12 protein-coding genes are annotated in these 14,662 nt (G+C 66.7%); all 12 read right to left on the bottom strand.

Annotation, left to right across the window (positions count from 1 at the left end; all coding sequences use genetic code 11):
* Positions 1–605, bottom strand: a 605-nt coding sequence (locus AWC17_RS19155) for a S8 family serine peptidase (RefSeq protein WP_425270856.1), incomplete at its 3' end; no start/stop codon positions are given.
* Positions 606–619: 14 nt separating this feature from the next.
* Positions 620–2,137, bottom strand: coding sequence for a type VII secretion integral membrane protein EccD (gene eccD / locus AWC17_RS19150; protein WP_082147688.1), 1,518 nt, complete (start codon positions 2,135–2,137; stop codon positions 620–622).
* Positions 2,134–3,642, bottom strand: coding sequence for a MinD/ParA family ATP-binding protein (locus AWC17_RS19145; protein ID WP_047324164.1), 1,509 nt, complete (start codon positions 3,640–3,642; stop codon positions 2,134–2,136). The genes eccD and AWC17_RS19145 overlap by 4 nt, the downstream gene beginning before the upstream one ends.
* Before the next feature lie 126 nt (positions 3,643–3,768).
* Positions 3,769–4,692: an ESX secretion-associated protein EspG gene (locus tag AWC17_RS19140; RefSeq protein WP_047324163.1), complete on the bottom strand. Its 924-nt coding sequence runs from the start codon at positions 4,690–4,692 to the stop codon at positions 3,769–3,771.
* Positions 4,693–4,773: 81 nt separating this feature from the next.
* Positions 4,774–5,058 (bottom strand): WXG100 family type VII secretion target, encoded by a 285-nt coding sequence (locus AWC17_RS19135; RefSeq protein ID WP_047324162.1) that lies wholly within the window; start codon positions 5,056–5,058, stop codon positions 4,774–4,776.
* Positions 5,059–5,101: 43 nt separating this feature from the next.
* Positions 5,102–5,398, bottom strand: a complete 297-nt coding sequence (locus AWC17_RS19130) for a WXG100 family type VII secretion target (protein ID WP_047324161.1) — start codon at positions 5,396–5,398, stop codon at positions 5,102–5,104.
* 141 nt (positions 5,399–5,539) lie between these two features.
* The gene (locus tag AWC17_RS19125) at positions 5,540–6,700 is read right to left on the bottom strand and encodes a PPE family protein (protein WP_047324160.1); all 1,161 of its coding nucleotides are present in this window, start codon (positions 6,698–6,700) and stop codon (positions 5,540–5,542) included.
* Positions 6,701–6,724: 24 nt separating this feature from the next.
* Positions 6,725–7,021 carry a PE family protein gene (locus tag AWC17_RS19120; RefSeq protein ID WP_047324169.1) on the bottom strand — a complete coding sequence of 99 codons (297 nt, stop codon included), beginning with the start codon at positions 7,019–7,021 and terminating at the stop codon, positions 6,725–6,727.
* A gap of 96 nt (positions 7,022–7,117) precedes the next feature.
* Positions 7,118–11,329 carry a type VII secretion protein EccCa gene (eccCa, locus tag AWC17_RS19115; RefSeq protein ID WP_047324159.1) on the bottom strand — a complete coding sequence of 1,404 codons (4,212 nt, stop codon included), beginning with the start codon at positions 11,327–11,329 and terminating at the stop codon, positions 7,118–7,120.
* Positions 11,326–12,867, bottom strand: a complete 1,542-nt coding sequence (gene eccB, locus AWC17_RS19110) for a type VII secretion protein EccB (protein ID WP_082147687.1) — start codon at positions 12,865–12,867, stop codon at positions 11,326–11,328. Before eccB ends, eccCa begins: the two co-directional genes overlap by 4 nt.
* 60 nt (positions 12,868–12,927) lie before the next feature.
* Positions 12,928–13,989: a C40 family peptidase gene (locus tag AWC17_RS19105; RefSeq protein WP_083179935.1), complete on the bottom strand. Its 1,062-nt coding sequence runs from the start codon at positions 13,987–13,989 to the stop codon at positions 12,928–12,930.
* Positions 13,990–14,041: 52 nt separating this feature from the next.
* Positions 14,042–14,662: transglycosylase SLT domain-containing protein (locus tag AWC17_RS19100; protein ID WP_425270855.1), on the bottom strand; the 621-nt coding region annotated here is incomplete at its 5' end.

Below are 14,662 nucleotides of genomic sequence, written 5' to 3'. Positions count from 1 at the left end.
GGCGTGGTTGGCGGCGCTGGCGGTCCAGGCGGGGCCGGGTCATCAGGTCCTGTGCCAGGGCTTTCGGGGGCAAGTTTGGCGTGACCGGCGGGCATCACCACCTGCGGGGTCGCTCGGGGATGCCACCCGGCCCCGTCCGGTGGCGGCGGGGGAAGCGGTGTTTTGCCGTCGGCCGGTTGGGCGGCGATCAGCGACGCCACGATCGTGCCGTGGGCGTCACAATCGGCCAGGCCGTCCCCGCCGGCCACCACGTAGTCACCGCCGCCGACAAGGTCGGTCAGCCGCGGATGCGGGCTGACCCCGGTGTCGATGACGGCCACCTTCTGACCCGCACCGCGGCCAAACCGCCACGCCTCGCCCAAATCCAGCATGTCCATGTAGTGCGGCTGCACCCGATAGTCCGTACCCGGCAGCGTGCCCACCTTGGGGCAAAACGCGCCCTGGCGCATCGGCTGATCCGGGCCCGGAGGCCCATCGGGCGGGGTTGCGCCCACATCAATTTGTGGGGGCTCCACTGCGGTAGCCGGCGGGGCAGCCCACAGCCCGGTCAACCCCACCACTGCAACAGCGGACACCGCCGCGCAGGCCTGTTGCGCACGACTCACCGAAGTCACCCCTGCTACCGGTACCGGATCGCGGCCAAGACACCCATCAGCCAAAACGCCAACGGGAAAATGCCGGTCAAACACACATACTCGATCCACTCCACGACTTTGCGGAACGTCGGCGTGTAGAAGCGGTTGGGCACCACCACCCCGGCCACCAGCCCGGCGACGGGCACCGCCACCATCACCGACACCCCCACCAGCAGTGCGGGCATCGTCCACAACCCCAGCACATAGCGCCCGGCCACCCCGATCACCAGCGCGACCGCGGCCAACGCCAGAATCGTCGCCTGCCAGCGGTCGGTGAACGAGCGGCCCCGCAGCAGCACCGCGACCGCCACCAGGCCCGCCAAGACCAGCGGCAGCCAGCGTCGCGGCACGTGCGGATCGCACAACCCGACGCTGCACGCCGCCGCCAAACCCGTTGTCGCAACCAGCAATCCGCTCAGGTAGGAGTGCGCCCGGTCGGTGGCCACCGCGACCTCACGCACCGACTCTGGGCCGGCGAACGTGGCGACTTGCCCGCTGGCCACCGCATGATCGGCCGGCAAATCAGGGCGCGCCTCAAAGATCCAGCGGCCCGAGGCCGAGGGGAACACCGGCAATCGAATCCCGGCCGCCCAGCGCGCCACCGTGGGGGATACATGCATCCCTATCACCGCCATCAGCAGCAGCACTGTCAGCAGGATCGGAGCTGAGGTCACCAGTGTCATGCGCACCAACCCGATCACCGCGCCCGCGGCCGCGGTCACGATCACCGCGGTGCCCAACGCGATATGGCGGCCGGTGAACCGCACCACCAACAGCGCCGCTACCAATACGGTCGCCAAACCCAGCGCGGCGTGCGGGGCGCCCACCGGGCCGGGCACCGCGGCGGCGGCGGCCACGGCCGCCGGTACGCAGCCGGTCAACAGCAGCGTGTCACCAAGACCACGCACCAATACACTGGTCCCGCGGCGCGTCAAGATGATCACCGCCGCCGCGAGCAGCACCGCGGCCAGCGCGCCACCATAGGCGGCTGGCAGCCAGCCGAGGTGCCCGTAACGCCAGCGGGCCAGCAAGACCGTTGCGGCCAACACACCGGCGACCACCATGGCTGCCCCGACTCGGGCCGCCCACACCGGTGTGACTGCCGGCCAGCGCTTACTGAGCTCGGTGGCCACCGCCGAGGTGACATGCTCGACGACATTGATACGTGCCTCGGTGTCCGGGGCGAACCGCAGCCACAGCCGCGTGCCATCGCTGACGCCCTGGGCGGCCAGCGACAACCCCGGTTTGAGCGGGCTGCCATCGACCCAGCACAAGGTCCAACGGCCCCGCGCAGTGGCCGCCAACGGTGATTCCCCCAGCTCAGCAAGGCGCGTGTTGACCAAGTCCACCAACGCCGTCAATTGCACCGACACCGCCGCGGTGGCGTCCAACACCACTCCGATCTTGGTGGCCCCAGCGATGACCGCCACCAAGACCCGGTCGGGCAGAGCCGGACCGGATGCCGCGGTTACAGGGTTGTCGCGTTGCCGTTCGATCGTCACGCGCTTCGCGCCCCCGCAGCGGTGGGGAACCCGTCGGCAAGCTCGGCGGCCAGCTCCAAAAACGCCAACCGGGTGGCTTTACGCAGAGCCAAAAAGTCCAGGGTGTCGGCGTCGCGCAGATGCGGGTCCCACGGGATGGTCTTGACCGAGCGCACCCGAGGCCCCACCGTCTCGGTGATATGGGAGATGAAGGCCTTCGTCGCGCAGTCATGGATGTCGTTGAGCACGATCACCGACCGCTTGAGCAGCTCGTGGCCGTTGCGCGCGGCCAGCCATTCGACTGTCGTCTCGATCGCCAGCCCGCCCTCAGCGTTGCAGGAGCCGATGATCATCAGCGCGTCGGTGTTGGACAGCACGGTTTTGAAGAACTCGGTTTCCACCTCGGCGCCGCAGTCGACCAGTGCCAGTTGGTAAAACCGGCGCGTCAGCGCGACGGTGTCATGAAAGACCTTCTTGTTCAACTCCATTGGGTTGGCCACATTCTGGTTGCCCGGTAACACTTCGAGGCCCTGCTTGTTCTGTCCAGTGAAATGACGGGCTTTGGGATAGTCGACAACCATGTCTTGAGCGGCAAGAAGATCCCCCAGTGAGCTCAGTGCCTTGGGGTCAACGAAGCGGCCCAGCCCGCCGTAGGTGGTGTCGGCGTCGATCGCCAGGACCTGCTGGTTGCGCTCGGCGGCGAACACGGTGCCCACACCGGCGGTCACGCGCGTCTTGCCGACCCCGCCTTTCACCGACACCGCCGCGATCTGGTAGTTGCCGGGAATGTTGGAGGTGACTCGGGCCTTCCAGTCACGGAGCTGGCGCTCGTGAGGGCCAGCGCCCAGATTGATCAGTCCGCCTGTGCAGACGTAAACCGCTTTGCGCCAACCCATGTCAGCCGGATCGCGGCGCCGTTTGACGACTTCTTCGACCTGGACGTGTCTGGTGCGCGGCGCGCCGACACTTTGCAGGTCCGCACGCGGCGCCCACCGTTCGACTGGGTCGACGTTGGGGGGTGTCCACCGCTGCGGGGGCGGCTGACGTTGTTCGAACTGCGGGCGCGGCGGAATCGGGGGCGGCTGGTGTTTGATCGGGCCGCTGGGCGGGGCGAAGTCCGTGCCAGGAGCCCGCGACCAGGGCACCGCATTCGGGTGCCCTGCCGGCGGCGGCGCAGCGAATCCGGGCTGGCCTGGCGCTCCTAACGGGCCCGGCGGCGGGGGCGCCGCGTGCGCGCCTTCGGTGTCGCCGGCTGCTGGTGGCGCCGTGTCCGGCGCTGGCGGCCACCCGGCCTGGGCCGGACCGCCCTCCGCAGACGGCGGTGCGAACTCGTATTTGCCCACCGGCGGCGGTGGCAGCTGCGGTGAGGGCACCTGAGGCGCAGGCGGTGCGGTCGGCTCAGGAAGCCGCAAATCCGACAACGACACCTCCTCGGTGACCTCGTCGGTGGGTGCGGCATGTTCGCGGTGCTGCTCGGGGTTTTCCGGCGGCAGGTAACGCGACATGAAGTCAGAATTGTCAGTCATTTGGTCCCCATCGCTGTGGCGCGTCTGGCGTTTACTACTTCTGATCCTAGGGGCGGAATTCTCGCTATACCACGCCCATACGGTATTTATCGAGAACACTTTGCTGGCACGCCGGTACCGCTTTTGTCAGGCCATTCGTTCGTGACTTGCCCAGGCCCGCACCCCGACGCTATCGAAGACCGTCGTGAGTGCGTGATGCAGTTGGGCCGGGGTGGCCGGGGCGATCGCCAGCCACTCCTGGTGGGTGCCCGGTGGCGGGTTGAGCCGATACAGCGCCACCCGCCCCGAGGCGGTGTCGCGCAGGTTCAGCACCGTTTCGCTCCATACCGTTTCGGTATCCACATGTGCGCGCGCATACGCCAGGGCCTCGGCCTGTGGATCTTCTAGCGCCGCGCCCAGCTCTGCCAGCGCGCCGCCGCGCAGCCCCAGTGAGCGCAGCGCGGCCATCTTGGCCGCGGCCGAGCCGGCGTGCGCATGCGCGCTGACCGCGCTACGCATGTCATCGAGGGGAACGTTGACCGCGCTGATTCGTGCCGGCTCGACCCGGTGCACCGAGTCCAGCGCTTCGACGATCAGGCGTTCTATCCACTCTTGATCAGTGCCGGGACAGTCGTCGATAGTGATCAAAGACCCGGCGCGCACCGCCGAGGCCCAGCGGCCGTCGCGGCGGGCCAACACGATGCGTAGCTGCTCATCTGGTATCGCCCGCCAGGTGCTCGGATCATCCATCACCACCGGGGTGACCACGTTCATCGGGCCGTGGGAGACCAACACCACGATTTCGACGTCGGGGCTGGCAAGTACCGCCATGCGGGCGGCGATATCGGACCGCACCACGGCGCCCTCATCGGCGATTCCCTGGTCGACCAACACCGCCAGACCTGGGTGCGCGGTCAGCCATTGGGTGTCTTGAGCTTGGCCGTAGGGTCGCCCACGCAGCTCGGGGGCAAGTTGGGCGATGCCCAGCATGGCTTGCAACAGCCACAACCCCTCAAGGTTGACGGTGATGTCGGAGCGGGAGGTGGCCGCGGTGGTGTCAGCGGTGGTCATCGACGATCTCCAGGTCGTCTAACGCAAACGTGGCGGCACCGTTGTCGGTGCCGCCACGTGCTTGCCTGTGAATACTGCGGGCTAGGCCCATGAAGACCCGACGGCGCTGTCGGTGCTGTTCATGTTGGACCCGGCGGTCTGGACCTTTTGTCCGTGGGCGTTGGCCTGCTCGTAGATCACCTGAAAGTTGCGGCCCAACTGGGTGATGAACTCCTGGCAGGCCGTCGAGCCGGCGCCACCCCAGAAATCCCCGGCAGCCAGCACATCGCGCACGATCGCTTGGTGCTCGGATTCCAGGGAAGCGGCTTGGGCACGGATCAAAGCGCCGTGGGCATCGACATCACCGAACTGGTAGTTGATCGACATGGCTGAAGTCTCCTTGTGTGAAAGGTGGGTAGGGGCCTGGCAGTTAGCTGCTCAGGATCTGCTGGGAGGCCTGCTCTTGCTGTTCGTAGTTGTTGGCGTCGCGGATCAGCCCGTCGCGCACCCCGTGAAGCATGTTGACGATGTTGCGGAACGCCTGGTTCATCTGCCCCATCGTGTCGTAGGAGGTCGCCTGGGCCTGCCCACTCCAGCCGGCGCCTGCGATGTTCTGCGAGGAGGCCCACATCTTGCGGGCTTCGTCTTCCACGGTCTGGGCGTGCGTTTCGAACCGGCCGGCCATGTCACGCATCGCGTGCGGGTCGGTCATAAAACGGGTGGCCATAATAACGCTCTCCTTAAAGCCTGGGTGATTTAATTCAGTGTTGCTGTAGGGCCAGTCTATTGGCCTGATCTGACGCCCGGCAACGGTCGGCGAAAGCTATTTGTGCGAATTTTTCCTGGCATTGATGCTCTCTTATATGGGCTAGCTTCGGCGCACGACTTTGACCGGCTTTCCATACCGCGGGGCGCCGTCACTATCGTTACCGCGGCCGTGCAAACCTGCCGCCATCGGGGTCCCTCCATACATGCCCGATCCTCCCGTGGTCGCGGGCGCTGCCGCGGCCACCCCGCCACCACCCGAAGCGGCCACCGGGGCGACCGCGCGCGCCGCGCTCGCGGACTCGACCCCACTGCCAGCAGTCCAGGTCGCCGGCACCGATAATCCGCCCAACGAGCCAGCCCCTCCGGCCACGGCCTCGACTTCGGCGGCCGCCCCGCCCAGCCCGGCCAGCCCCGGCCCGCCGGCACCCGTTAAGGCCGCCGAGGTCCCGCCGGCTCCGAACATGCCCGGATTCATGAAACTCATGAACGGGCTCAGCAGCGACTGGAACTGGCCCAGGCCGCCGCCCCCCAGTCCTTGGCTCAGCGGTGAGGCAAGCCCCTGCAGCGCTTGAGGAATGGTGCTGACCAGCTGTGGGCCCATCGACAACATGGTTTCGCCGTCCAAACCGGCAGGCAAGCTACCCGCGCTGCTGGCGAAATTCATCGGCTGCTGCCCGGCGGCGGTACCACCCGATTGCCCCAGCGCGGCAGCTTGGGCTGCCAGCCCGATCGGGTCGGAGTTCGGCAGCGGCGGGGTGAACGGCACCAGCGTGCCGGTGATCCCGGCAGCTTGCCCGGCGAAGCTGTACATCGTCGCGGTGTCTTGTGCCCACATCTGCCCGTAATGGGCTTCGTTGGCCATGATCGCTGGGGTGTTAAAGCCCATGAAGTTGGTGTTGAGCAGCGCCACCAGCTGGGCCCGGTTCTGGGCGATCACCGGCGGGGGCACCACGCCGGCCCGCGCCGCCTCGAACGCATCGGCCGCCCCCGCGGCAGCCAGCGCCGCTGCCTGGCATTGTTCGGCGGTGGCGATCATCCACACCACGTAGGGGGCCGCGGCCAACGCCATCGTCATCGACGACGGACCCAGCCACGCGGTGCTGGTCAGAGCCTCGATCACCGCCTGAAACGCCGCTCCCGCCGACCCGAGCTGCGCCGCTAGCGCCTGCCAGGCCGCCGCCGACTCCATTAGAGACGCCGAACCCAGGCCGACATACATCCGACCGGAGTTGATCTCGGGAGGAACCTCGTAATCCGGCATGGCTACGTGCTACGGACCCGCAGGTCAGACCATCGCGACGGTGTTCAGCGCCTCAGTTGCGGCATAGTCGGCCGAGCTGATGCCCATTGTCGAGACAAACATCGAGTGCACCACCGACCCGATCGCCTGCGTCACCTGATACACCCCGCCGTGCACGCCGAACGCCGCCGCCAACAGCACCGAGGCCGGCTCCGGTGCCGGAGGCACCACACCCATGATGGGAGCTGCGGCCGCGGCGTTGCCCGCCGCTACCGTCGACCCGAGTCCAGACAGCCCGGAGGCGGCCTCATCAATCCCCGCAGGTAACGCTTCGACAAACATGGAACCCTCCCACAACCAACCCGGCCGGACCATTTACCCGGCCTGATGACAAAAGTGTATCGACGCTCGCCGACTTACGCGCGGCCCATCAGCGATCTATCCCACCGCAGTCTCGGCTACTTGCACATAAATTCCCGATTCGCCCGAATCGCCGGTATTCATCAAGAATCCGCGGCCCCGTGGCATGGAATGTCCCTTCCATTTCGCCTTGACGAAACCTTGGTCGGGATCAGAGTCCATCACCAGCAGCGGCTCGGTCGCGTCACGAAGCAGCCTGACGAGCGGATCGCCCATCCCCGACATGAACGGCCCGAACAGCCGGGTATAGATGATGTGCAACCCCACATCAGAGCCCGCCTGGACAAACGGCGCGATCGGGACCAGTGGCGAGTCATATCCCGCGGGCAAGCGCTCCGAATCGTCGATGACCAAAAAAATCTCCGGGCCTTCCCAGTGCCGCTGGCCGATCTGAGCGACCGACACATCATCGCTGGGCATCCGCGGCGCCAAGACCTGCGCCAACTCCTCCATGCGCTGCTTGACCGCCTGCGGTGTGGTAGCGAACCGGTGCACATACTCAGGCCCGAGCACATTGAGCAGCTGGCGGCGCGGATCCACCAGCCACACCTGCGCGGCCGGGCGCCCGGCATCCTGTGCCGCCCCCTCCGCACCCGGGGCGTAGACCCGCCCAATCTCGCGCATCAACGTCGCACAGGTCGTGGTCCGACCACACTTGGCCTGCCCGGTGATCATCAGGTGCTGACCGTCGAAGAACGCCGGATGTTCGGTCTCATTGAGCGCCCACACCATCGTCGAGGCGCTGCGCGGATCCGAGGCCGCCAGCGCGGCCAGCTCGCCCGCCGCCACCCGCTGAGGCAGCCGGCGCACCTTGGGTGCCGCGGTGAACCCTCCGGCCACACGGTTGACCGCTGCGACCACGCTGCGCGAGTCGAACACCTCAGCATCCGTGGACTCCAGCGCGGGGCGCGCCATCAGGGTGTGCAACCCCACCGGCTCCACGCCGGCGCGCTCATAGTTCTGCCCGATCATGCCGCGCCCTGGCCGCGAAGGAACCGCCGCGGCCAAGCGCGGCTTAGCGACCAGCGCCGCGTCGTTGACATCGGCCAGGCGCAGCTCTACCCGGGAGCCGAAGTTGCCGCGCACCATCACCTGCAGGTCGGTGGTCTTGGTGACCGCGACGACCACGTGAATGCCGAACGTCGGCCCCTCCTTGATCAGCCGGTTCACCTGGTTTTCCACCAGTTCGGGATACTCGCTGGCCACCGCCGCATAGTTATCGATCACCACAAACACATCGCCGTGGCCGTCATCGGGCAGCGGACCCGATTCACGACCAGCCTTGCGGCGGCGAAACACCTCCATCGACATCACACCGGTCGCTTCGAAACTGCGCTTGCGCGAGGCCAGCAGCTCCGACATCTCGGCCACCGTGCGGCGCACGCCGTCACCATCGAGCGACATCGCCACCCCACCCACATGCGGCAGGCCGGCCACGCTGCCCAGCGCCGCAGAGGAAAACGCCAAGCAATAGAACTGCACCTGCTCGGGGGTGTGGGTCATGGCGGCCGCGCAAATCAGATTCTGCAGCGCGGTGGTCTTGCCCGCGCCCTGCGCGCCGACGATCGCCACGTTGGCACCCGCGCCCGACACATCGACGGTCAATGGATGCTGGTCATGCTTGAACGGCCGGTCCACCAGCCCGATCGGAAACACCAAATTCGGGGTACGGGCATACTCACTGTCCCAGCGCCGCCCCAAATAGGTGTTCACCAGCTTCTCGATGCTCCACGGCTCATCCAGCGGCGGCTTCCACAACTGGTAGGGCTCAAAATCGATCCGGCGCAGCTGGTCGATGATGATGCGGCCCACCTGCGGGCGCATCAGCGCCGTCACACCGCCCTCGTCATCCTCCCCCTCGGATTGCTGCTCGCTTAGCCCGTCAACCTCATCGACCACCTCATCGGACGTCGCAGAGGTATCAGAGTCATCCGGCAGCGGCAGCGGAGTGAAATCGGTGGTAAACAGCTGCGGCGCAAAGTAACTGACCGCCGCCCCGTCTGACTGCGGGCCGCCAGCGAGGTCCTCGGTACCCGGCTTGCGGTACTCGCGCCACAAGAACTCGCCCTGAAACTTCGTCAAGGTACCGTTTTGCGGGCTGCCCTCCAAGAAATAGCACTGCCCAGAGCCCTTGAGGTTCACCGCGTTCGGCACGCCGATCGCCGAAGCCGCCTGCGCGGTCTTAGTCATCAACGCCAGCCGATATCCCATGTTCTCCAACAGCCGCTCAGCGCGAGTGTCGATCTGCTGGCTGGCCATGTGTAGATGCACCCAATACGCCCGGCCCTGCCGGCAGATCCGGTCCAGCGACTCCTCGATCTCACGACCCATCATCTTGAACAACTCGGCGAACTCGTCGATGACCACCATCAGCACCGGCAACGCCGGCAACACCTGCGCCGCCCCCGACGACAACTGATCCGCACGGATCTTGTTGTACTCGGTCGCATCATCAGCACCGGCCATGTCGCACAAGGCCTTACGCCGCGCGATCTCACCGTCGAGCGCGTCGACGAAGCGGCCCATCAGCCCCTGGTCCTCTTCAAGGTCGGTGATGATCTGCGCCACGTGAGGCACCCCGGCGAAAGGTCGAACACCTGAGCCGCCCTTGAGGTCGGCCAGCATGAACTGCAGATTCTGCGGCGGGTGCCCCAAGCACAGCGACTCGATCAACGCCCGCAACATCATCGTTTTACCCGAACCGGTAGTGCCGGCCATCACCCCGTGCGGACCCTGACCGCCGTGCGCGCCCTCTTTGAGGTCGATGAAAAACAGCTCGTTGTTATCGGCACGGTTACCCAGCGGCACTTTCAACCGCTGCAACGAGTTGATGTCACTGCGCGAAGCCCAAAACTTTTCAAAATCAATATGGGCGGCATCCTCAATGCCGTAGTAGGACAGGATGTCTCGGGCCATCACCCGCTGCCCGGTATCAATTTCGATCGCCTCATAGGCCTCAGCCAGCCGCCAGCGCGACATGCGCTCGGCGAACGTCTCAGCCGCATCGCGGCTGACCTGATCTGCATAGGCAAAAAACTGCGGCTCATTGCCCTGGGCATCCCAGGTCACCGGGTCTCGCGGCACCGCCGAAACCACCCCGTTGTCCCCGATATGCAGCACGCGGCGCGGATCACGGCACGCCGGAACCCGACTCGAGCCGCGCACGTCAAAAAACGTCAACCCATTGACCCCTTCGGAACTCCCGAAACGATCCCAGCCCACCTCGGTGTCGCACACAATTACGGTGTGCGGCAACGGGTTAATCGGTTCCTTCGACGCCCCCAGGCGAGCCCTAAAGTCCCCGCGCGCCCGTAACCCCAGCGCCTCGGACTGCGCGGCCAAGAAATCGTTAACCGACCCATACACCATCCGCACCGGCCCCGCACCATCCTCGAGGAGGGCATCGCCGGCGTGCGGCAACCACTTGACCCAATCCCACTCAGCCGCATCCGCGGTGACCACCACCAGCCGCAAATGATCAGGCCCGTGGAAAAACACCAACTGGCACAATATCGCGCGCATCAACCCCAGCACCCGCTCGCGTGGGCCGCGCAGCTCATAGCCAGGCTCGACCATCAGTGACACCAGTGCGGGCACCCCGTAGGCCACCGTCTGGTACTGCATGAACTCCTGCAGCACTTTTCCGGTCACTGGCTCGAGCTCGATATCGGTCGGCGCGTCTTGTGGTTCGGCGAACACCGCGGCGTGCGACTCCACCAAGTCAGTCATGCCCCGCCCCACCCGGGCCACCCCGAACCAGGCATCACCGCCGTTGGGCTTGCGCTCCCACATCCGCACACTGCCCACGCTGGCTTCCAGCGTGTCCGGTGCCGGGTGATACCAGCGGTAGTTCTCATCGAGCCGGTCAGCCAACTCCGAGGTGGTTCCCCGCAACTCGTCCATGATCATGCAAAACCGCGCCCGCAGCGCATCCAGTTTCGAGCGCGACATCTCCTGCGAGCCACCGCGTCCACCGAACAGCATCGCCATCAGACCGCCCACCATTACGACCGGGAACAATGAGCCTCCCCCGGTGAACGTGCGTGCCCCGCTGGCGAACGACACCCAGACCATCGCCCCCACCAGACCCATCAGCCCGACGATCAACACCACCGACCACAGCGGTTTGCTCTGCGGCGGCGGCACTTTCAGCGGCGTCGGCAACTCAATGGTCTCTGGCCGAAACGGCGGCGCCTCAGCAGTCTCTTTGCGGGCAAACCCATGTTTCATGACTTGGGGACCTCCAGTTCGGCCGGGTTGGCGTCGACAGGCAAGGTGTTGTGGCGCACCAGCGCATCAGCGCGCGACAGTGCCGGCCCAGCGGCCAGCAGCCGCAGCGCCAGCCACGGTGCCGGGTTGGGAGTGTGTTTCTTCAGGCCCAGCGCGTTCATGGTGTCCTCTTCGCGCGGAACCCCGAATCGCACACCGGATTCGGAAATCCACCACAACGACTCCAGCGTGCTCGCTGAGGGCGAATTGCCGGTGGATACCACATAATTGGCGTATTCCGGACCCAGATAGACGCGGTCGGCCTGCATCTGGGTGCCGGGTGTTTTCACCAAATCGACCACCTTGTCCGCCTGGTCCTCGGCCACCGGGATGGTCGGGCCAGCGATCACCGACGTGGTCGCCATCGACTCCCCGTCCACCTTCTCCCAATGCCAGCAGGCGGCCGCGTTGAGCTGGCTGTCCACCACGTGCGGGGGCGCGGCCGGAAACGCCGACAAGTCCAGCGTCTGCACCACCGGCAGCTTGGCCAACACCGGCCCGGCCACCACCGGCATCGCCGCCCCCGCGGGACCGGCGTTTTGCAGCACCTGAGCCACCACCGGCGAGACCGGCTGCACGCCGTCGGCGAGCACCACCGAGTAGGCGGTCTGACCACCCACCTGAGGAGTCGACACCACCGTCCCGATCGGACCCGGCGCCCCGGCGAACCGCGCCGGTAACCCCGCACCCGCGATCACCGGCACCGACAACTCCGGGCCCACCGGAATAGCATCAAACAGCGCCCGGCTCATCGGGCGAGACCCCGACACCGCGTCCTCACCCAATCCCAACGCCAACAGCACCGCGCGGGCACCCTGGTTGATCAACGAACGCCGGCCGTCGCGGATCAACCACACCGCGTCCCCATAGCGGCGCACCAGCGCATCATCAGCACTCAACACGTGGCGGCGCGGACCCAACTCCGGCTGGCCGTCAATGACGGTCACCGTCACCGGTTCTGGCGCTGCCGCCCCGAACGCCTTGGTGATCTCATCGCACACCAGCCACGACGAGCGGCCCGGCGAGGTCACCGCCATATCTTGCGGAGCGCCGGCAATACCGACCAGGGGGCCGCGCGGGTGTGCCTCGATCTCACTGCGCCGCACCCGAACCGGGGTCGACGCCTCCCCGACGATCAGCCGCGCCGAGGATAAATTCAGCGCCGGATACAGCTTGTCCCCGACGCGCACATACAGGGCACCGGAGTCCTGATCGGCCACAATCCGCGCCTGCCCCGCCGACCCGGCCGGGCGAATCAACGACCAGAACAAGGCCCCCAGACACAGCACCGCGGTGATCGTTACGCCCGCCAACAACGACATCGACTGTCGCCGGCCCGGCTCGGCTTCCATCCGAACCCGCCGCCGCGTCATCGCCAACACCGCCCGGCGGGCAAAAAACATGTGCCCCGACACCTGCACCCGTGTCGACAACCCCAGGCCGCGCCCGCGCCACCGCGACTCGTCGCCCTTGCCCGCTCCCGGTTCAACCACCGTCACATACCTACCTGTCGTCGATTACGCCACCAGCTCGCGACCGCACAGAGCGCCCAGAAATCGTTACCCGACAATGCGTTTCACCACCACACGGCCATGTGGAAAGTTCGAATATTGGACATGTCCACCCGGGGTGGGCGCCTCGATCACTTTCGTCGAGGACACGGCGAGCTGCACATGCTCAGGCCCCCTGCTCGAGAAGTTGGAAAACACCAAGTCACCGGCGCGCACATCAGCGCGATCTACCAGCGTGCCGTGGTGAATCATGTCGTAAGTCATGCGCGGCAAGTGCACCCCGGCGTGAGCGTAGGAGTCCATGACCAGGCCCGAGCAGTCATAGGTGCGGGGCCCGACCGCACCCCACACGTAGGGGTCCCCCAATTTCGTCTCGGCGTACTGCACCGCGCGCAGCGCCGTCCCGCTACCGCGACCGTCACCGGCCAGCACGGATTCGCGCTCACTGCCGCCCTGCTGACCCCCGGCGCCGCCGCGGGTCAGGCTGCTCATCAACGTCGCAGGTATCCCCGAGGCAACCCCACCGAGCCCGCTCAAGCCGCTCAGCCCGCCCCCGCCGCCGCCGGCGCCGCCCATCAAGCCACCCAGCCCCGAAAGCGGCATGCCGCCCACGCCCGGTGAACCCATCCCGCGATAGCCCGCGGCCAGCTGCCGCAGCCGCAGCGCCAACAACCGGTTTTGCGCCGTGGTCTGATCCAACTGGCGCTGCATCGCCTCCAAATGCTGATCCATCGTGGCCATGATCAGCCGCGCACCCGCCGGAGAACCACCCAACCCTGCCGTGGCCGCCCCCACCGCGCGGGCCTGATCGCGAATCACCCCCGAGGCGGCCCGCCCCTGCACACCGACCGCACCCCCTGCATCGACGGTCTCCCCCGAGTTCGTATCAAACCCGGCCGCGGTCACGTGCGCGCGCTGGTAGGTGCCCCCGGCCGCTGTCGCGCCACCAGTCAAGCTGCTATCTCCGCCAGCCGGAGCGGCCGGCACCGGACCCCGGTCACCACCGGCGGCGAACACCTGGCCCCCCGCAGCGCCATGCCCGGCAGGAAACAACCCGTGACCACGAGTCAGCAGCCGGTCCACCCCAGCCACAAACGCCGCAACACTCACCCACCAAAATTAACCCGGCCAAATCCCCCCGGCCACAGCCAAGCGCGCCCAGTTAGTAGCCGTGGTGGATATTCCAGTTGGCCTGCCCCACTTTGGCCTTCTGGTTATGCCCGTCATGGGCGACCCCATAGCGAGCCATCTGATAGTTCATCGACGCGCACGCATTGGCCACCGGATCCCAAATGTGGTTCGAGGTACCCCGCTGGTGGTACCGGGCGAACGTATCCGGCATCACCTGCCACGGACCCCGTGTCGCATGCAAAGGACCCCCGTCGACCTGGCGGGCCCCATGCGCGTTGGTATCAGACAAATTGATCGCGTTGGCCCGATAACTGGATTCATGGTCGGCGATGGTGGTCATACCTTCCATCCAGTTCGCCCGAGCCCGCGGGTCAGTGATCCCCATGCGATCCAGCGCTTCTTCCAAGTAGCGGCGCATCGCGCCGCGCCCACTAGCCCACACGCCTTTGCCTTCAAAAGAGACCTCCGACAACGGGATAGCGCCGCGATCCACGCCGGCAGCGCCCAGCGCTTCACGTCCGCTGGGTTCAGCCGCGCTCCATTGCGCCGACCGGCGCCCACCCATCCCGTGCCCCACCAGCGAGGCCGGAAGTGACGCCAGCCCGCTCAAGCCGCTCAGCCCGCCCCCGCCGCCGCCGGCGCCGCCCATCAA

It is taken from the genome of Mycobacterium nebraskense, from assembly GCF_002102255.1.
Classification (GTDB): Bacteria; Actinomycetota; Actinomycetes; order Mycobacteriales; family Mycobacteriaceae; genus Mycobacterium; species Mycobacterium nebraskense.
This window is presented reverse-complemented; position numbering and strand designations above follow the sequence as displayed.

Coding starts and splice junctions, on each gene's coding strand:
- eccCa (WP_047324159.1), bottom strand. CDS start 11,329: ATGAAACATGGGTTTGCCCGCAAAGAGACTGCTGAGGCGCCGCCGTTT.
- AWC17_RS19135 (WP_047324162.1), bottom strand. CDS start 5,058: ATGTCGATCAACTACCAGTTCGGTGATGTCGATGCCCACGGCGCTTTG.
- AWC17_RS19125 (WP_047324160.1), bottom strand. CDS start 6,700: ATGCCGGATTACGAGGTTCCTCCCGAGATCAACTCCGGTCGGATGTAT.
- AWC17_RS19120 (WP_047324169.1), bottom strand. CDS start 7,021: ATGTTTGTCGAAGCGTTACCTGCGGGGATTGATGAGGCCGCCTCCGGG.
- AWC17_RS19130 (WP_047324161.1), bottom strand. CDS start 5,398: ATGGCCACCCGTTTTATGACCGACCCGCACGCGATGCGTGACATGGCC.
- AWC17_RS19145 (WP_047324164.1), bottom strand. CDS start 3,642: ATGACTGACAATTCTGACTTCATGTCGCGTTACCTGCCGCCGGAAAAC.
- AWC17_RS19140 (WP_047324163.1), bottom strand. CDS start 4,692: ATGACCACCGCTGACACCACCGCGGCCACCTCCCGCTCCGACATCACC.